We start from the raw sequence: 20,335 nt of genomic DNA on the forward strand, positions 1-20,335 counted from the left end.
TTTATCTAACAAATATCTTTATACACGAAAACTTGATTGGGTATACATTCTTCAGTGATTTTTTAAGCAGCAGCTTTTTCTGAACATAAATTTAAGAAATTCTTGCAGGATAATAAATTTTGTTTTATTACTGTGGTTATAGGAAAGCACCGTTTTGATTTTAAAGCTATTTTTAAAGCTCATATGGTGCTATTAAGATACCTTTAAAATATAAATTTTATAACCAAGTAATTTATCTATATAGCTTAAAAAATTATAAGATACAGAGATAATAAATCTAAAGAACTATTTCCTTCTATCACATTTTATTCATTAAATTTAAATAAGCCATACCACCGAATTTACACTCAGTGATATGGCCCTATTTCCTTCAAATGTTAGTCAAAACTTTAACGTCATATTCTATTATTTTCTCAATTAGTTATTTACTTACTTAATTGAGTTCAATACTTATTGATTTAATAGAAATTACTTATTCATTAATTTCTTTATTTGTGAAACAAGTGGATCTGCTAATGTACCAACAACAACTTGAACATTATTTTCACCAAGTCTTGATATACCTGATGCACCTGATTGTTTTAAAGTCTTTTCATCTAATTTTGATGTATCTTTTAAAGTTAATCTTATTCTAGTTACACAAGCATCGATAGATTCTACGTTATTCTTTCCACCTATTGCAGCTAATATAACTTCTGCTTTATCAGATAATTTACTACTCTTTGAAGTACCAGCTTTAGTATTAACTGCAACTTCTTCATCATCTTCTCTACCTGGAGTCTTAACGTCAAACTTCTTAATGTAGAATAAGAATATGAAGTAGTAAATAACAGCAAAGACAATACCTACTAACGCAATACCTATTGGGTTACGTGTATTAGACTTACTGAAGTTTAAAGCATAATCTATAAAACCTGCTGAGAAACCAAAACCTAATTTCATGTTTAATGCATAAGTTACAGCTCCTGCTACACCAGTTAATACAGCATGTATAGCATATAGAGGAGGTGCTAAGAACATAAATAAGAATTCAATTGGTTCTGTGATACCAGTTAAGAAGGAAGTTAATGCTATACCTAAAAGCATACCTGTAACTTCTTTTTTCTTTTCTTTTTTAGCTGCAGTAATCATAGCTAAACAAGCAGCTGGTAATGCAAACATCATTATTGGGAAGAACCCAGTCATGAATGCACCTGAGTTTGGATCTCCTGCAAAGTATCTAGTTAAATCTCCTCTAACTACTTCTCCTGCTGCATTTGTAAATGTACCAAATGTAAACCAGAATATTGAGTTCATTACATGATGTAATCCAAATGGAATTAATAATCTGTTTAGTAGACCAAATCCAAAAGTTCCCGCTGGTCCTGAACTTGCTACAAAATTACCAAATTGATCTAAATAGTATTGGATTCCAGGCCATATATATCCCGCTGCAACACCTAATACAATCATAAAGAAAGAGGTGACTATAGGTACAAATCTCTTACCACCAAAGAATCCAAGGAATTGAGGTAATTGAATATCTTTAAATTTGTTATATAAAAGACCTGCAGTTATACCGGCTATGAAACCAGCGAAAACTCCCATATTTACAGTTGGATCTATAGCAGATGCAACTTTTTGTAATACTAGGAAACCTACTGCTGCTGATAATGCTGAAACTCCGTTGTTTTCTTCAGCAAGTCCTATAGCTATACCAATTGCAAATAACAATCCTAGGATTGATATTGGTGTAGCTGTTGGTCCTTTACCAAGATATAATGTACCAAAAATAGCATCTCCAGCTTGTGCAATTATTGGAATACCATTTTTAGCCAAGTAAGCATTTCCTGTCCATCCCCAAACATCGCTTTGACCTAATCTAAGCAATATTGCTGCAGCTGGCATTACTGCAACTGGTGTCATGAGGGCTTTACCTATTTTTTGAAGGAAAGCTAAGGTTTTGTTAGTTTCTTTACTCATTTTTCAACACTCCTATTACTATTAATTTTGTAAAGAAAAAATAGTTAATTAATAAATAAAATTAGATAATTGCTATGACTTCCTTTCTGGCGATTAATTCTCTTATAATAGTTATATGTTATTACATAAGTATTTATTAAAACAAAAAAAGCCGAAAAGGGAAAACTCCCTTTTCAGCTAATGCCCTAACTTAGGTAACACGCCGAAAGAAATAAATCAATCAAGCTATTCATCTTTACAAAACTTATTATATATCATATTAATAAATATTGCAACGTTTTCAATGAAATTTTATTATAAATTTTTTAATCTTTCTATATGAATGGCAAGATACGCCACTTCATCTATGGTGACTTCTGCTTCTAACTGATCTTCTATTACCTTTGCAGCTTCTTTTGCAAGCTTATATGATTGCTTATAACGTCTTTTTATTGTGTCTTTAAGTTCATTCTTAATAGTTTTATTCGCCACAATTCTCTCACAAGCAAATCTTACATGAGTTATAAATCTTGCGTAGTCTAGTGACTTTCTATCAATTTTTAAATTAAGCTCTTCTTCTATAAATTCTATAATTGAATTGTTTATAAAGCTGTACTTCATAGTGTTTGACAACTTACCATTCTTCCTTGCAGAATGTATATGTAGTGCTATAAATCCAACTTCTCCATCTGGAATGTTAACACCTAATTCTTTTTCAAGTCTTAAAGAAGCTTGCTTTGCAAGTTCGAATTCTAAATTATATAAAGTTTGGATTTCACTAATAAAAGGATTTTGTATTTCTTCACTATTTTTTAATCTCTTTACTGCAAAATCTATATGATCAATAAGTCCAACATGAATGTTTTCACTTAATTCTTCTCCTAATTTATCTGATATATCTCTTATGATTTCTTCACAAAGCGCTACGAAAGATTCATCATTTCTATTTACTATTTCTTTAAAATTGCTTTTGTTCTTTTCATCTTCTATTGTAAATATCTTTTCTACCAGAGTCTCACTTGAAATAATATCTCCTAATTTTTTATTAAACCCTATTCCTTTTGCAAATAATATCTTTTCACTCTCATTATTTGTTGCTAAAACAATGTTGTTGTTAAAGGCTTTTATTACAGACCAGTCACAGTTAAGTTTTTTAACCATACTTATCACCTCTACAATATTGTAACACCTAGTTTTATTTTTTCTAGTACCTTCTAATTATTTTGTATATTTATTATGAAAATTTATCATTCTATAATTAACTAGCTATTTTTTTGATAATTATTATTTTCATATTAAGGGAAATACTTGTTTAAAAAATGTGTTGTGTTTTTATTGTCCATATCTCTATCACATAAAGTGTCACACACTTTCCCACAATGATAAACTTTTTTTTAAAGATATCTGAAAACTAAAGATTGCCCTTTTTTTTGTGCTAAAATAGTTTTTGTTAAAAGAATGTTTAAAAAATTCTTAGATAATATTTATAGAAACAGGGGGATTCATTATGGGAAACTCTAAAAGAGTGGATTATTTAGATATTGCAAAAGGTATCCTAATTATTACTGTTATTCTATGTCATAGCGATTTTCCTTTCGCTCAATATATGTATTGGTTTCATATGCCTGCGTTCTTTATAATAAGCGGTCTTTTATATAAGAATAAGTTAAGTATAAAATCACAAGCTACAAAGTTTTTTATTCCTTATATAGCATTTTCAATAGTTGATATGGCGCTGACTTTTATGACTAATCCTCAGGATTTTTCACTGCCAAATATAGTTTACTATAGTTATGAGCATATATATGCTGGTAAAATGATGCCTGGTGTATTTTGGTTTATTCCTTGCTTATTCCTTACTAAAGTATTATTCCATTATGGAAAGAAATTATTATCAAACCAAGCTTTAATAATGCTATTAATCGGACTATATGTTGCTGGTCATGCATTTGTTCTAGCTACAGTACCTGAAAATGTAGTAGACATAACAAAAGCTAACTATATACCTTGGAATTTAGATGTACTAATGATTACATTACCATACTATGCAATTGGGTATTATGCGAAAGATCTATTAAAATTTGTTAATAACAAGATTACTTTAATAATAAGCGGAGTACTTGCAATCAGCTATTTAAAATTAAATACTGATCTTCAAATTTATTATTATATGAATATAAAATACTCTGAGTTTAGATATTACTTTTTAGATTTATTAGTACCAATAACCTTTACAGTATTTATACTTTCTATAAGTTATCATTTAACTCAACTAAAACACCTAAGCTCTGTTGCAAGTTTCTTTAAATTTGCTGGTTCTAATTCATTAATAATAATGTATTTGCATATTCCACTAAATCATTATTTTGAAACACTATTTAATTATAATTACGTAATTTTCACCCTAATAGGTTTATTAATCCCATTAGGTTTAGCAATATTGATAAATAAAAATGAATTTTGTAAATTCATTTTTAAAGGAGCAAGTCCATCATCATCATCATCAAAGAGTCACTCTGTGAGATTTGCTCATTAAATCTCCAAGTTGTTTTAATCTTAAAACAACAAAAAAACAGTAGAAAACTTCTTAATGTAGTTTTCTACTGTTTTTTATTATTATTCAAAATTTATATTTAATATTTTTAAATTACTCAAAAGTTTTTAGGGCTCCTTTAGGTACGTGAAGCTTGTAGTAAAATGCATTTACATCTTTTCCTGAGAACTTTCCTGATGTAGATCTGTAAGTTCGTTTGAATACCTCAACATATCCTTTATCTAGATTATCTTCTTCAGATACACTGCACTGCAATGAACTAACTTCCATATCATAAGATTTTTCACTTTGTTTTTCTACTTCAAATCTATAATAATTCTCTCCATCTGAGCTAAAGGTGCCTGCATAATAGTCATCTGATTTTACAAGGTCGTATTTGCTATCTAACTTTTCATTATAAGCACTAGCTTCGCTTATACCTAAGTATTCAAAGTACGCTTTACCTTTATACATATTATCATCTGAACTATTGCTGCTTACTATGAAGATTATAAATACTGCTATTATTGCAACACCGCTAAATAATCCTAAAAGAACTCTAGCTAAAGTCAATGATTTTTTATCTTCATCATTTAAGTAGGTATACTTTTTATTCATAGATGGATTCTTAACTTTTTTATTAGTTTTTATCAATGAAGGGTTATACATTTTTTCTTTTTCTTTAGAAACAGATTTATTATTAAACCTTGCGTCCCTAAGCTTGGAAGGATTTCTAGGAACTGTATTTAAGTTTTTATTTATGGCTGGTTTTTTATCATCTTCACTCATTTAACCACTTCTCCTTCCATTGCATATAAAGGTGAATACATGCATATGTTATTTGTTATCTTAGAGCCTACTCTAGTATACGCTCCCGCAAAGGTTTCACCAACTATATAAGTACCAATTATCGGATATAAATTTTCCTTCCAAGAACTTAAATTGGACTTTACTGTAAACTTATGAGTAGCTCCTCTTATAGTTTCCTGAAATATGCAATCATAATCAGGTAATTGGTCCAATTCATATGATAGTCTTACCTTGTCTCCTTCTCTTCCAAGCAATGGTTTTACAACATAATCACCATTTAAAGTTGTGGGGTCAAAGGTTGTATATGGAATATACTTTTTTATAAGCTTCCTATCTTCTTCATCGTAAAAATCGTACTTTAATAATTCATAAATTGCACTGAAAAAGCCTTTACTTTGAGGTATTATGGACCAGGTTGGGTTAATAGAAAATATGCTTTTATTTATTAGCTTGCCTATAGCTTCAACTTCATATTGTGGTTCAAAGAACCAGTCTAATGGATAGAACCTATAAAAACAATCTATTTTATTTCCATACAAATAACACTGTTCATCTTTCACTTCAATATCATATATACTGCCTATAAACAGCTTTACGCTAGTATCTTTATTTTCTTTAATATATTCACCCTTAACAGCATCATATATACTATTTATAGTATACCAATCCTCATAATAGGTCGCTGATACTATAGCAACTGTACTTACATTTTTCTTTCTTCTTGCATCTTCTAATATCTTATAAAACTGGTCTTTAATCAATGATGCTAATATATCATTGATTCTATTAATTTTAAGGCTTTTATCACGTATTATCCTATCATAATAAAGCTGATCCACTACAAGACTCTCATATACACCAGCTGGTGTTTCTGCATTAAGTTCTAGCACCTTAAAGTTCCCGTATTTATCTAAGATCCAATCCATTCTTCCAATGAATATGAGTTCATCTGTAAATTCTCTTTTAATAGTTTCTTCTATATTTTGTATTCCAAGTATATCTCCGTATAAGTCTAGATTATTATATATTAGCTTCGTGGTTTTCTTAAAAATAGCTGCTAATTTCTCAGTAGCATCCTTTAATTCTTCAAGCTTCTCATTTTCTATTATAATGATTTCTTTACTAAGATACTCATAATTCTTAGCATAAATTCCTGTAAATCCATGTTTTAAAATAACTTCCTTTTTCAAATCTTCCATGTCAATATTAGGATTTATTATCCTTAATTGAGGTGATTTATTTATACTTACTGAACTTATCCAGGTACTTTCTTCTTCAGTAAGATAATCATCATTCCATCTTATACAACTACCTATAAAATCATGGCCACTTAAGAATATACCATAGTTAGCAAATGCCTCAACATCATAGCTAAATCTCTCATCATAATAAGGTGCTGTCTCCATCTCTATTTCACAGAATTCTTGAAGTATAAATGTTTTATACTGCATTTGTTCTTCAACGTATTTTATACTTTCCTTCCACTCAGCTTCATTATGAAGAATTCCTATGAATACATCTATGCTATATCTTCCAAACACCGGCTTTACAACATACTTATCCTTATCACAAATAGCTTTATAAAAATTTTCTTTACTTAAAATCTCCGTTTTAGGTAGCACTGAAGTTATTATGTTAATTTCTAATTCAGTAAGCCTTGGATCTTTATCCTCTGCTAGTGCCCATAAGTATGCATATAAGCTTTTACACTGAGCTATTATTACCCTCGGATCATTTAATATTAAGAACTTATTATTGTCATGAAGCCTTAAGATATGTTCGAAGTCCCTTACTTCATATAGGAATTCTGTAGGATATAATCTTATCATTATATCGATTTGTTTATTGAAGGCATAAACCTTATCCCCTATTACATTGAAATTATCTGGTCCTGCCAAGATAAAGAAATGGTTGCTATCTTCAAGAAGATCTTTTATATACATTGCTAGATGGGTTTCTTCATATCTAGAAGGTGCAGTCAAAAATGCAATATTTAGCTCTTTTTTATCTGGAATTTCTTCAGAGCAAATCCTTCTGAATACATTACATAAATCTTTATCAAAATTATAACCAAATGCGCCTTCAAATGTTGAATTAAAGCTACATTCTCTCTGTGCACAAGGTTTATCGTAGTTAAGCTCACTATAAAAAATCCCATCTTCTTTTCTAAATCCGTCATATCTAACCCACAAGGTTTCAGGCATTTTTCTTTTTATAGCTATTATCTCATCTTTATACTTGAAATCAGGTATATATGGTTTTACATCTTTAAAATCCTTATTTACTCCATTAAGAATTCTTTCTATAAGAGAGTTTAGGATTTCACTGCTTTGCTTAAAACTATTAGCTAAAGCTTCACTCATAAGCGCTGGTTCATCAGCAAATACATCATTTTTTCTTGTTGTATGGACCATATCATATTTAAACATCATCATGTCACTAAGGCTTTTATATCCATCATAATGACTTTTCAGCATAAGAATCACTCTTTCATTTTTATATGGATGTACCACTTCGTGATTAAGTTTATATTTTAAAATTCTCTCACCAGAACCCGTGAGAGTTTTAAAAATAGATTTCGGTTCGAAGTGTTACATCTTTATTAACTTGAGGAACTTGTCATCCTATCATTTTTGTACCCATAAAGACCTTTTCCATCTTGCCATGCCTTCCAGCTATCAGAAGAAAACTTTGTTGCCTTTCCTCTAAGTAGTATAGGCACATTTGAAGGAAATATTATTGCAGTAGAACCAGTACCATGATAAGCATCATCGTTCTCAAATTGATCTACGGTTTCCTGTTCTTCATCTTCTGAAATTCCATTATTAGAGTTTGCTTTAACAATCAACTTTCCTTCACTGTACAAAGGACTTGCTAAGCTTACTGCAGTTGCAACAGACAATGCTAAAGCCCTTTTTTTCCACTTGTCATCCATTTACTATATCTCCCTTAAAACTCTAGAATTTCTTCAACATCCAAATCACTTTTTCTTAAATATTCTAGATAATACTTTACATCCTCTTTTACATAACCCTCAGACATATATACAATATTTTTTATCCCAAGTGCTTCTAACATATCTGTAGGAGGCAATTCTTCCTCAGTTATTTCATATTGATTATTGAACTTCATATAATCACAGATATAGTCTTCCTTATATCTGCCCTTGTCCAATACGAAACAATATGCTTTTGGTTTTATAGTCTCTAGCCTATCACTATATAACAATAATCTCTGAGCCATATCCTCATCCCCAACGATCCCGAAAGTGTGGAAGATATGATTAAACGATAAAATTGGCTTTACTTTTACTTCGTTATTTAATAGTAGCGCTAAGTCTAAAGCTAAGTTTGCTTCAAAATCAATAATATACAAGCTATCAACCTTAAATTCATGTTTTAATTTGTTGAATTTATCTATACTATCACTACTAAGCGAAATAGTCTCATCTAATGAAAAATCAGTATAATTTTTCATGGTAGCAAAAGGGGTTACTTTGAAGTAACATTGAAATTCTTCTAACCCCTTTTGCCAATTATCATACACTTTGTAAATATCTATTTCAGTTCGTCGCATTTTTATCTCCTGCTTTAATATCCAGCACTTTGCCCTGCTTTATAAGTCACTGCAAAAACTCTAGTAAGATTTACGATATGAGTATATCCACTGGTATCTTGAAGAGTAAGATAATCTCCATTTTGCTTAACATCTTTTATTTCCACTGTAACGTCTGGTGTTTCACTATTGTAAGAATCTATTGAATTATAAATATAACATTGAGTTATTCCATACATTTTCTTCACCTCTAAACTTAAAATTTAATATATAGTTGAACTACTTCATACTTAAATTTATATTTTCAAATTCTCCTCTCAGAACCCAAAGGAGTTTTGAAAATAGCTTCCAGATTGAAGTATTTCATCTTTATCTATTTTATAACAATTAGAAAACTTATTAAATACCACTAATATAAATTTTACCTTAAGATTAATTATTTGTAATAAGAGTATAAAAAAGTAGTTAGTGTATCTATATAGCATCTTCTGCATAAATACTATATTATATACAGATAAAGAAAAAAGAGCTGATTCGAAAATCTTCACAGCTCTTTCATAATCAACACTGCATTACAGCACAAACTTTTCTATAGCTTTTGCTACTCCTGAATTTACATTTGTATCTGTAACGTAATCCGCTTCTTTTTTAATGTCATCAGATGCATTTCCCATAGCGATACCAAGACCTGCATATCTTATCATTGACAAATCATTTTCGCTATCTCCTATGCATATTATCTCTTCTTGCTTTATATCAAGCATTTCTGCCAAATTCTTTACTGCGTTTCCCTTTGATGTACCAGCGTTCATTACCTCAAAGTTGTTAGTCCATGAACTTACTACTTCAAGATCTTTATATTGCTTCAATTCTGCTTTAGCTTTCATCAGTCTATCTATATCTATTTCTTCAACACATATGGCTTTAAGAATCCCACCTTCATGTCTCTTAAAAGCTTCTTTAAAATCTGTTCCTTCATCGAATTTTATTCTGCTTTCTTCTGGTAATTCCTTATTATTAACCTTATAACCATGACTCTCACCTACGACGATTTCTGATATTAAGGTATCATGAGTATTGAAATATGTTAAAAGATTATACTTTTTTATAACATTATAGATTCTTTCTAATTGATCATCATTAAGTGAAGATTGGTATATAACTTCTTCTCTATCTTTTTCTCTAACATATGCGCCATTTGATGCAACTATTGGCACCTTTATACCAATTAAATCCGCATAATATTTTGCTGATGTAAATAATCTTCCAGTGGTTATAGCAATCTTTATTCCTTTATTATAAGCCTGCAATACAGCTTTTCTATTCTCTTCACTTATTGTACTTGGACTACTTAAAAGTGTACCATCCATATCTAGGCATATTAATTTATATTTCATCCGTAGTTCATCCTCTCCTATTTATTACTATATAGATGTATCAATTTATATATATTTATTATAACAAATATTCTACATTCTTACCCAAACCTATAAGTTAATTTTAATGTTAAGTTTTGTTTATAAAGCTTACAAAGAGTTCCTATAGAGAATTTATACTTGTTAGAAAATCATACGCCTATTCTGTAAGCATGTATAAATTAGTAGTTGAGCTAGGAACTCTATATATAATTTTCAATGGCAATAATGAAAACCACAAAAAAGGAAGCCTGTTCTGCTTCCTTTAAAAGTGATATTATTATTTTTTATAGTTCTACTTTCCATAATCCATGTAGATTACAGTATTCTCTAACTGCTACTACTTTTTCATCACCAGTGTTAAAATAAGCTTCTGGCTTGTCTCCAGCTTTTAATGTACTTCTTAATACTTTTGACTCAGTGATAACTTCTATCCACTGTATTAAGTGTTCTTCTGTCATTGGATGTGCTACTTCTCCAACCTTAACTAATACTCCACCTTCAACAGCTTCTACTACTGGAACATGTTTTTCTTTTGCTCCATCAGTTGTATTTTCTTTCTTAAGAGTCATTGGCTTTCCACAGCAAACCAATGTTCCACCAGCTTGATTTACTACCTCAACTATGTTACCACACACTTCACATTTGTATACTTGATTTACTTCTGTCATATAATTCTCCTCCTACTCATTATGTGATGGACTTTACTTTAACTCCAATTAATATATATATTTATTACATTTATTATAAATGCACACTTCTACTTAAATTTATATTTTAAAATTTTCTAGGCAAAACCTAGAGGAGTTTTAAAGATATCCTTCAGATAGAAGTGACACATCTTTAATTGGACAATTTAAAAATTACATCCTAAATCTGGACTAATTAAATATATATTCCTATTAATATTATAGATTTCATGGAGTTTTTTTACAATATAAAATTAACACAATTTGAAATACTATATATAAAATACTTCATATTATCGAAGTAGTACATATTCAAAACTAAAGGAGTGATATTTATGACAAACAACAGTAAAGCTGCCAATAAAAACAAAATTTATTTACCTAATGATAGGGATTGGTATTCGCCTGATGAACATGACTTAATTTCTCTTTCTAAAACCGGAAAAACCTATACTACATTACCTAATCCTAAGACAGACCCTATTGTATCAAACAATATTTCAAATGTGGAGTTTGATTATACTGACCAATCCTTATATGAATATCAAGGCTTAGATTAAAGAAATGTGTTGTTAAACCCCACTATTAAATTAAATGGTCAGTCATCCGATGCTTTAATTCTAATAGCTCGCTCATATAGTATTTCTAGCCTAACCATTTAATTTAAACAATACTCTTAACATATACTAAAAGAAAATGCATGTTCTAAATCATTAACTATGATTTTTGAACATGCATTTTTATTTATATATGCACCTCTACTTCATGATTTCCTTCCATGTATGGAATAATATCTTCTTTGAGTACTTTTCCATCTAAAATAATTGTTTTTGATGGCTTTTTATCACTAGTATTAGTAGCTTTATTAATATCTTGTGTTACTACTATGTGATAATGCATATCGTCTTTATTATACTCTATCTCATATTGTTTCCAATTACCTGGTATAGAAGGTTCTATCTTGAAGCCTTTGTCGTAACTTTTATTAAAGCCTAATATATACTCAACCGCTGCCTTATACATCCAACCTGAAGCACCTGTGTACCAGCTCCAACCGCCTCTACCTCCATGTGGTTCTTGAAGATACACATCCGCAGCCATTACATATGGTTCTACCTTATAGGTTTTACTTGATAATTCTGAGGAACTATGATTAATTGGATTTATCATATTGAAATATTGCCATGCCTTATTGCCCATTCCTAGCTTCGCCATAGCTACAATAACCCAAACTGCAGCATGAGTGTACTGCCCTCCATTTTCCCTTACTCCAGGAACATATCCTTTGATATATCCTGGTTCTAATTTTGAGTTGTTAAATGGTGGATTTAGCAGAAGTATGATGCCCTTATCTTCTTTTACTAGATTATTTTCAATAGCATCCATTGCTTCTTTAACTCTTTCTGGTTTTCCACCACCAGTTATTGCAGCCCAGCTTTGTGATAAAGAGTCAATTCTACATTCATCATTTTCCTTAGAACCTAATGGAGTTCCATCATCAAAGTATGCTCTTCTGTACCAACCGCCATCCCAAGCATTCTTTTCAAGATTTTCTAGGATGAAGTTTCTGCTGTCGGTAAAGTTTTTAGTATTCTCTTTGTCATTCATACGACTAGTTACTTCAGTGAAATCTCCTAGTATTTCATATAAGAACCATCCAAGCCATACACTTTCACCTTTTCCTTCATTACCTACAGTGCTCATTCCATCATTCCAGTCACCACTACCCATTAAAGGTATGTTGTGCTCTCCATATTTTAATGCATGTTTTATTGCTCTTATGCAGTGCTCATAGACTGTTCCATTTGACCTTGTTTCATGTCTATCTGAATATCTCTCATCTTCTCCATCTTTAAGTGGTTCATCATATAAGAAAGGAGCGTCTTCTTCTAAAATACTATAGTCACCAGTGGATTTTAAGTATTTTGCCACAACATAAGGTAACCATAATAAGTCATCACTAAATCTTGTTCTTATACCACTGTTTACCACAGGATGCCACCAATGTTGGACATCCCCTTCCTCATATTGTCTAGAGGCACTTCTAAGGATTTGGTTTCTAGTAATTGATTGATCTAGTACTCCTAAAGACAATGAATCTTGAAGCTGATCTCTGTACCCATAAGCTCCACCAGATTGATAGAAGGCTGTTCTTGACCAGTATCTACAACTCATTGTTTGATACATCAACCATCCATTTACCATGTAATCCATTGATTTATCTGGAGTCTTTATTTTAACTGTTCCTAAGAAACCTTTCCAGTAATCTTTAACCTTAGCAAAAGTATCATCTACAGATTTTAGGTTACTATATTTATTTATAACATTTCCTATAGCTTCTACACTCTCTTCTGCTCCAAACATTAATATTAGGGTTTTCTTTTCTTTTGGCTTTATTGTAATCTTAGTTTGAGCACCTAGACATGGATCTAAGCCTCCTCCTACTGTATTTGATAATTTCTCCAGTCTTAAAGCTGCAGGATATCCAAGTCCTTCATTTCTCCCTAAAAACTCAACTCTATCGCCAGTAAAGCTCTCTTCATCTCCTCCATAAAACTTAAGATAGCTCTTATAGTTACCGAAGTTTGCAGAGTATGGATTATTAGCCCATATGAATCTACCTTTCTTATCTTTACTGTTTTCTTTTTCATTCATATCACCAATATAAGTTGATACATATTGAGCTGATTGTTGAGGAACAACACCTAATACTAGCTGTGCATAATAATATAATGATATTGTTCTTTCTTTCTCTCCACTATTTTCAAGTTCTATCTTCAATATTTTTATATTATCTTCCATAGAACAAAACATAGTTGTCTTTCCACTTATATTATGGTAGTCATGGCTAAATTTAGAGTAACCAAAACCATGTTCTACTACATATTCTCCTGTATCTCTTAATGGTTTAGGTGTTATGCTCCATATCTCTTCATTTATATCATCTCTTAAATATAAACATTCAGTTGCGGTATCCATAACCCAGTCGTTGTTCCAAGGAGTAATCTTGTTTTCTCTGGAGTTTCCAATCCAAGTATAAGCAGATCCACTTTCAGAAACATGGAATCCAAAGTCTCCATTTGATATTACATTTATCCATGGTGCTGGTGTATCTCTATGGTCATTTAATACAACTACATATTCACTGCCATCCTTCTTAAAGCCACCATAACCGTTAAAGAACTCTAAATCATCTATATTATATTTATAGTTTATACTTCCTTCATAACTACTAAATCCGTTATACTTAATATCTTTTTCATTTTTATCTTTATCTTTATCTGAATTAGTACTTTCTCGAAGTATAGTCTCTCTCCTAGGTATGTCATATCCTTGGAGCTCCTTGTGCCTTAGAATTACATCATCTCTAACCTTTTTATCCTTAGCTTCCCATTGCTTCATCTGGTTTAGCAAAGTACCTCTATCAGAGCTAATTACAAGCTTTGCTATACCCAATAAGAAATCTCTCATTTCATCACCTAAGGTGCTTTTACTGTGTAGGTATATTCCACCTGGTTTGTTCCAGTAATCTCTTGATTGGGATGTATTAACTTGTTCTATTATATTTTTTTGTACAGGCAGATCATAAGAAGTTTCTTCATCATTGTATATTAGTAAATCTGATTTAAGACCTTTGCTTCTCCAATAGTAATGCATGTTAATCACTTGTCTAAGAAGATCCATATCTGCTTCTTCTTTTATCACAAGCATTAGTACAGGAAGATCTCCAGAAATTCCATAAGGCCATAAGTCTCTCTGATGTTTACTTAATGCCTTTATATATTTTTCATTTTCTCTTCTCCAAGTAGTTAAAAATAATATATTTGAGGCTAATGATTGGAATAGGTTAGCTTGAAATGATTTTATACCTAGATATTTCATCTCTAAAGCTACCTGCTGAGTTGCACCTATAAAAGCTCTTTCACTTGAACTATTATCGGTGTACTTACTTGCAATCTTCATAACCTCTTCTCTACTATCACCTGCAATAGTAACATATGATACTGATACCTTTTGCTTTGGAGGTACCTTTACCATAACCCTCATAGATATAATAGGATCCAGTATTATACCTACACTATTATTTAATGCAGTGTCGTTATCCATAGCCTTTGGAGCTCTTAAATTTCGATTTCTTCCTATAAAGTCTGCTCTGGCAGTATCATAGGATATTGCTCCTACGATGTCACCATCACTTACCACCTTTTGAACTAGATGATGTTGTTTTTGACCTTTTGCTCTTGGTCTTCTTTTAGCTATGATACATCTATTATCTTCATCATACTCTGTTGTAATAAATAGATTTGAGAAAGTTGGATGAACCACGTCAGCACTGAACGGTGCTAAAGTAACTTCCATATAACTTGTTATCTCAATGTTTCTCACACTCTCAGAATTATTCTTTAAAGTAATTTTTCTAACTTCTGCATCATATTGTGAAGACACGCATACTTCCATGGAGCTTTCAATATTTCCAACACTTCTTTTAAAGAGAGCCTTATCTAAGGTAAACTGAACTACCTCTTCATCCCCAGCCACCCTGCATGGTTCAAATGAAGGGCTCCAGTATTCATTAGAGTTCAAATTCTTTATGTAGAATAACACTCCTCCACCTTCATCTGTAGTATCTGACTTCCACCTATTTACAGTCATTTCACCTTTTTTACTTAGCCCACTTCCACTATTAGTTATAATTGTAGAGTATGAACCATTAGATAGAAGAAGAACCTCTGGATTTTCTGTAGCTGATGAGTACTCTCTTACTATAAGAGGTTCTTGTTCAACCTTAATCTCTGGTAAGTCAAACTGTTGCTTTCTGGTAAATATTTCATGATAGCCTTGTTTTTCTTGAAGCAATAATTCAAAAGCTTTTACTTGAGGAAGCTTATGAAATCTTTGTTGAAGTATGTTTTCATTTACAAAGTTATTAAGTGACATCAAACTCATGCCTTGATGATGTACCATAAAACATTTAACTGGAGATTCTTGTTTTCCCCTGGTAACTCTTTCTTCAGTAAAATCTATAGCTTCATAAAAACCATATTTTCCTATCATACCTTTATTTATCAAGGCATTCATATTTTCTATTGAAGATAACGGTGCAAAACTTAATGCCATTACTGTTGAATAAGGTGACACTACCAACTCATCCACCAAGCCTCTTTTTAGTCCTATTCCTGGTACACCAAATGCTTTATATTGATAGTTCATCGCTACATCAAAATGATAAAACGCTGACTCTGATATTCCCCAAGGAATACCTCTCTTATTTGCATAGATTTTTTGAGCTTCTATTACAGAGTTATATGTTAAGTCCCATAGAGTTCCTTCATAATTTTTCATTATTAAGGCTGGCATAAAGTACTCAAACATTGTTCCACTCCAAGAAACTAAGCTCTTTATACCAAAAGCTGTGGTTATTGCTCTACCTAGCTTAAACCAATGTTCGTACTCTACATCACCTTTTGCTATTGCTATAAAAGATGCAGCCCTTGCTTCGGATGCCAATAAGTCATAGCAGTTATCACCTAAAGTATTATTCTCCATATCATATCCAATTGAGAATATCTTTCTATGACTATTATATAAAACCTTAAAATCTGTTTCAGAAGCCATCACATCTAGTCTTCCTATTAGATTGTTTATCTTTGCTATTAAAGCTGCAACTGGACTAGTTTTAATCTGTATTTCCTTATTATTTGGCTGTGATTTTCTGGCCAAACTATTATTTAGAGCTGCTTCAAGATTGGTAACAGGAACCTTTAACAATATATTTCCTAATTCATTCAATCTATCATCGTCGTCATTTTCTTCATTGCAGGATTCTATTATCTCTCCTAACTCAGCCAGCTTCATTACAGCTTCTTTTTTCAGCTTTGTTATCCAATATAACTCTTTTTGTTTATTTTCTAATTCTATATTTAAACACTTATCTATTATATCTTTCAGTGTCTCCATATAATTTTTCAAACTCATATCTTCACTGTTTATTGTATCTTTTTCTAATTTAAATACGCCGTTATCTTTAATCTCTTCTTCAATGATACTCATGGTATCTATCAATGAACTTCTTTGATTATCTGATATAAGTGGTTTCTTTAAATATTCGCTTAAAGCTTCTTCTATAACCCACAAGTATCCTACTAAATTTCCGCTATCAACAGTAGAAACATATCTAGGCCATAAAGGAGTCTTTGTTCTTGTATCATACCAGTTTAAAAAATGGCCATGATATTTATCTAATTTATCCATACTATTAAGAATTTTTTCTATTCTATCTGCTGTATCAAATAGCGTAATATACCCCATATCTCTTGCAACTATATTTGACATTAGTCCCATTGACATATTTGTTGGCGAGGTTCTAAAAGCCACTCCATTGTTAGGATCTTCTTGAAAATTATCTGGAGCTAAATAGTTGTTTTCTTCATTTACAAAATCCTCATAGTAAGCCCATGTTCTTCTGCTTAAAGTTCTTATAAGCAACTTATCCTTTTCTGGTATTTCATTGAAAGTAGTTGTGGCGTTTCTATCTTCCTTACTTATTAAATAAGCTATTAGAGGACTAACAATCCATAAAATAGATATCAATAGATTCGTGCTTCCTAAAGATATTGATTTATTAAAAGTTGCTATCAAATACAATACACCTATAAATGATGATAGCCACATATACTTAAAATAACTGTATAAATCTTTACTACATGCAGCCTCAGCATCAGCTGAAGTTTGCCACTGAAGCATATTTCTCTTAGATATAGTGGATCTATATATAGTTCTGATTATGGCATCTATCATTATTACACATTGATTTGGCAAGAAGGTTATTGTTAAAAGTACTTGCTTTAGACTTCGCAATATATCTTTTTTCTTATATTTAGGCGTAATCACCATGTCTGTAAAGGCAAATGCTACAAGTGATATTACCCCTAGAAGAGTGAATATATCCCAAAGCATTCCATTTTTTAATACAATTACAGTAATGAAAAGACTTATTACAATCCATGGTGCTACTAAACTTCTTCTTAAGTTATCAAATATCTGCCACCTAGATAATAACTTTAACTTCTTATTAAATAACCAAGGTAGTATCTGCCAATCTCCTCTAACCCATCTATGAGATCTCATACAGCTAGCTTTATAAGAAGCTGGATATCCATCTACTACATTTACATCAGTTAGAAGTGCACATCTTGTATATGAACCTTCCAATAAATCATGACTTAAAACTCTATTTTCAGGTATTTCATCTTTTAAGATATTATAAAATGTATCAATATTTATAATACCCTTTCCTGTGAATATACCTTCCTTAAATAAATCCTGATAAGAATCTGATGCTGCGCTAGAGTATACATCTATTCCTCCATCACCAGCAAATATTTGAGTGAATATAGTTTTTTCTGAAGCCTCTATCTTCATATCTACCTTAGGCTGCATTATTCCATATCCTCTTATCACTCTGCCTTCATTGTTTACAATAGGTGAGTTTAAAATATGAGCCATTGCACCAACTAATTTTTTTCCTGCGCCCATTGGTAATACAGTATCTGCGTCTAATGTTATTAAGTATTTAGCTTTTTTAAGTTCATCTATATTGCCACTAATAACATTATAGGTAGTTTCTCTGTCATTTCTTAGGATAGCCATAAATTCCATGAGCTTTCCTCTTTTTCTCTCCCAACCCATCCAAATATTATCTCTATCATTAAACACCCTTTTTCTGTTAAAGAAGAAGAAATGTTCTGGCTTCCCTTTAAAATATTTTTCATTTAATAACTTTGCTGCTTCTTTTCCAATATAATTTATGTCCTTATCTGTTTCTTCTTCCTCATTTTTAGAATCAGCTAGATCTCCTAATAATGCAAAATAAAAATTATCATCTTTATTTGCTATATAATAAACCTCTAAAGAATCCATCAGTTCTTTTACTTTGTGGCTGCTGCTAAATATAGCAGGTATAACAACTAAGGTTTTATAATCCTCAGGTATACCTTTTTCAAAATCAAGCTTCGGTAAGAAATCCGGCTTATAAAGTTTAGTTATACTCCAATTCATAAACCCAACAACAACCTCAGATATAGGCAATAATACAATTAAAGCACCAGTAACTAGTTCTCCCATCGACATATAAGGATCAAAAGCATATGCCAAAGATACAACTATTATTTCGCATAATATTATTAAACATATTTGATATAATATAAAATTTCCTGGTGCTACCGCTTTCTTACTTCTAAACTTACCAATACTCTTTTCTAAATCTTTTTCTCCTTGCTCAAGTAAATAATAACCTACATGAGCTTTGTATCTCTCATCATCAAAAGACTTAGCAATCTCACATAATTTCAGAGCCTCTTCTACTACCTTCCATTCTTCTTTTGATGTAGCTCTACTTATCTCTTCAACTCTATGTCTATAGAAATCCTTAGAATCAAAATCCATATTACTATATGTTCCTTCAGGATCTTCACTCAAGAGTTTTTCTATTCGTGATACACTATCGAAAACATATTTCCAACTAATAGCATCTATAGTTCTAAGTGAGGTTATATAATTTCCCATAGAAAGCTGAAGCTTATTTTCTCTTATAAATTCTCCTGTAATTGCATCTTCAAAATTTTCTTCTTTTGTTATCTTCTTTTCTAAAACTTTATAAAGTTCATCATTATCTATGGAGTTATCTCGTAAAACTCTAAATAATTTTTCACCCATTTCAATTGAGAACTTCTGGTCATTCTTGCCTATTTCTTCAACCATATCTGCTAAACTATCATTATTACTGCTATCTATTATTCTATAAGCTAATTCTTCTCCGCTTTGTTTTTCTTTTTGGATATATGCTAGCTTATCAGTAACTGTTGCTATTCCTTCTATCAACGCAACCCTTAACATCAAAGGAAAAGCCCATAGCTCTCCTAAAGTTATATACTCTTTATCATCGCAGCCTTTTAGGAAATTTATTGTGTCGTGTTCCTCTACTTTTCCGTCATTAGACTTAAGAAGATCTTTAGCTAGAACATATACTTTAGGGCAAGACTCTTCTCCACTGATCAAAGGAAGATTTTCAAAATATCCCCATGGCATATTTATCTTAATAGTCTTATACTCTTTTTCTATAACATAAATATTGTCTAAAAGCCATTCTGCAGCTCCAACTATATCCTTATTCTCTTTTACTTGCTGATTAATATATTGATAGTTTTCTAAAATTCTACTATAACTCTCTTTTAGAGAATACATTATTCTCCTTCTGCAGTTAACTGAATCAAGTATCTTCATAAGTTTTTTCCTTCCCTCTCTATAGTGTACATTTTATTTTTTCCAAATGTAGCAGAATTATAGTGATTGTCCATGAAAAAATTTAAAATTTCATGAATTTAACCTAATAT

General features: G+C 31.1%; 12 protein-coding genes. 2 read left to right on the forward strand and 10 right to left on the reverse strand.

Features of this window, described 5'->3' with window-relative positions:
* Positions 1–468: 468 nt before the first annotated feature.
* Together J3477_RS22640 and glcT are read right to left on the reverse strand one after the other, a co-directional pair.
* Positions 469–1,962 (reverse strand): PTS transporter subunit EIIC, encoded by a 1,494-nt coding sequence (locus tag J3477_RS22640; protein ID WP_206872516.1) that lies wholly within the window; start codon positions 1,960–1,962, stop codon positions 469–471.
* A gap of 294 nt (positions 1,963–2,256) precedes the next feature.
* Positions 2,257–3,102, reverse strand: coding sequence for a glucose PTS transporter transcription antiterminator GlcT (gene glcT, locus J3477_RS22645; RefSeq protein WP_206872517.1), 846 nt, complete (start codon positions 3,100–3,102; stop codon positions 2,257–2,259).
* 346 nt (positions 3,103–3,448) lie between these two features.
* Between glcT and J3477_RS22650 the strand changes: the two genes are divergently transcribed.
* Positions 3,449–4,477 (forward strand): acyltransferase family protein, encoded by a 1,029-nt coding sequence (locus tag J3477_RS22650; RefSeq protein ID WP_206872518.1) that lies wholly within the window; start codon positions 3,449–3,451, stop codon positions 4,475–4,477.
* Between the two features lie 111 nt (positions 4,478–4,588).
* Here the strand turns inward: J3477_RS22650 and J3477_RS22655 are convergent, their stop codons facing one another.
* The 7 genes from J3477_RS22655 to J3477_RS22685 all read right to left on the reverse strand — a co-directional run bounded on the left by J3477_RS22655 (position 4,589) and on the right by J3477_RS22685 (position 10,925).
* Positions 4,589–5,263 (reverse strand): hypothetical protein, encoded by a 675-nt coding sequence (locus J3477_RS22655; protein ID WP_206872519.1) that lies wholly within the window; start codon positions 5,261–5,263, stop codon positions 4,589–4,591.
* A complete protein-coding gene (locus J3477_RS22660) occupies positions 5,260–7,761 on the reverse strand; it encodes a glutathionylspermidine synthase family protein (protein ID WP_206872520.1) in 2,502 nt (833 codons plus the stop codon). The genes J3477_RS22655 and J3477_RS22660 overlap by 4 nt, the downstream gene beginning before the upstream one ends.
* Positions 7,762–7,886: 125 nt before the next feature.
* The gene (locus J3477_RS22665) at positions 7,887–8,219 is read right to left on the reverse strand and encodes a hypothetical protein (RefSeq protein ID WP_206872521.1); all 333 of its coding nucleotides are present in this window, start codon (positions 8,217–8,219) and stop codon (positions 7,887–7,889) included.
* A gap of 14 nt (positions 8,220–8,233) precedes the next feature.
* On the reverse strand, positions 8,234–8,860 hold the full coding sequence (locus J3477_RS22670) for a hypothetical protein (RefSeq protein ID WP_206872522.1): 627 nt from the start codon (positions 8,858–8,860) through the stop codon (positions 8,234–8,236).
* A 14-nt stretch (positions 8,861–8,874) separates the two neighbouring features.
* Positions 8,875–9,078, reverse strand: coding sequence for a hypothetical protein (locus J3477_RS22675; RefSeq protein ID WP_206872523.1), 204 nt, complete (start codon positions 9,076–9,078; stop codon positions 8,875–8,877).
* Between the two features lie 333 nt (positions 9,079–9,411).
* Positions 9,412–10,236, reverse strand: a complete 825-nt coding sequence (locus tag J3477_RS22680; protein WP_206872524.1) for a Cof-type HAD-IIB family hydrolase — start codon at positions 10,234–10,236, stop codon at positions 9,412–9,414.
* A gap of 305 nt (positions 10,237–10,541) precedes the next feature.
* Positions 10,542–10,925, reverse strand: a complete 384-nt coding sequence (locus J3477_RS22685) for a desulfoferrodoxin (RefSeq protein ID WP_206872525.1) — start codon at positions 10,923–10,925, stop codon at positions 10,542–10,544.
* A 353-nt stretch (positions 10,926–11,278) separates the two neighbouring features.
* Between J3477_RS22685 and J3477_RS22690 the strand changes: the two genes are divergently transcribed.
* Positions 11,279–11,503, forward strand: coding sequence for a hypothetical protein (locus J3477_RS22690; RefSeq protein WP_206872526.1), 225 nt, complete (start codon positions 11,279–11,281; stop codon positions 11,501–11,503).
* Positions 11,504–11,687: 184 nt separating this feature from the next.
* Here the strand turns inward: J3477_RS22690 and J3477_RS22695 are convergent, their stop codons facing one another.
* Positions 11,688–20,225: a glycoside hydrolase family 94 protein gene (locus J3477_RS22695; protein ID WP_206872527.1), complete on the reverse strand. Its 8,538-nt coding sequence runs from the start codon at positions 20,223–20,225 to the stop codon at positions 11,688–11,690.
* Between the last annotated feature and the right edge of the window lie 110 nt (positions 20,226–20,335).

It is taken from the genome of Clostridium zeae (genome assembly GCF_017312485.1).
Taxonomy (GTDB): domain Bacteria; phylum Bacillota; class Clostridia; order Clostridiales; family Clostridiaceae; genus Clostridium_AR; species Clostridium_AR zeae.

Excerpts from the sequence above, each read along its gene's own strand:
- J3477_RS22640 (WP_206872516.1), bottom strand. The coding sequence starts at position 1,962 with ATGAGTAAAGAAACTAACAAAACCTTAGCTTTCCTTCAAAAAATAGGT.
- glcT (WP_206872517.1), bottom strand. The coding sequence starts at position 3,102 with ATGGTTAAAAAACTTAACTGTGACTGGTCTGTAATAAAAGCCTTTAAC.
- J3477_RS22650 (WP_206872518.1), top strand. The coding sequence starts at position 3,449 with ATGGGAAACTCTAAAAGAGTGGATTATTTAGATATTGCAAAAGGTATC.
- J3477_RS22655 (WP_206872519.1), bottom strand. The coding sequence starts at position 5,263 with ATGAGTGAAGATGATAAAAAACCAGCCATAAATAAAAACTTAAATACA.
- J3477_RS22660 (WP_206872520.1), bottom strand. The coding sequence starts at position 7,761 with ATGCTGAAAAGTCATTATGATGGATATAAAAGCCTTAGTGACATGATG.
- J3477_RS22665 (WP_206872521.1), bottom strand. The coding sequence starts at position 8,219 with ATGGATGACAAGTGGAAAAAAAGGGCTTTAGCATTGTCTGTTGCAACT.
- J3477_RS22670 (WP_206872522.1), bottom strand. The coding sequence starts at position 8,860 with ATGCGACGAACTGAAATAGATATTTACAAAGTGTATGATAATTGGCAA.
- J3477_RS22675 (WP_206872523.1), bottom strand. The coding sequence starts at position 9,078 with ATGTATGGAATAACTCAATGTTATATTTATAATTCAATAGATTCTTAC.
- J3477_RS22680 (WP_206872524.1), bottom strand. The coding sequence starts at position 10,236 with ATGAAATATAAATTAATATGCCTAGATATGGATGGTACACTTTTAAGT.
- J3477_RS22685 (WP_206872525.1), bottom strand. The coding sequence starts at position 10,925 with ATGACAGAAGTAAATCAAGTATACAAATGTGAAGTGTGTGGTAACATA.
- J3477_RS22690 (WP_206872526.1), top strand. The coding sequence starts at position 11,279 with ATGACAAACAACAGTAAAGCTGCCAATAAAAACAAAATTTATTTACCT.
- J3477_RS22695 (WP_206872527.1), bottom strand. The coding sequence starts at position 20,225 with ATGAAGATACTTGATTCAGTTAACTGCAGAAGGAGAATAATGTATTCT.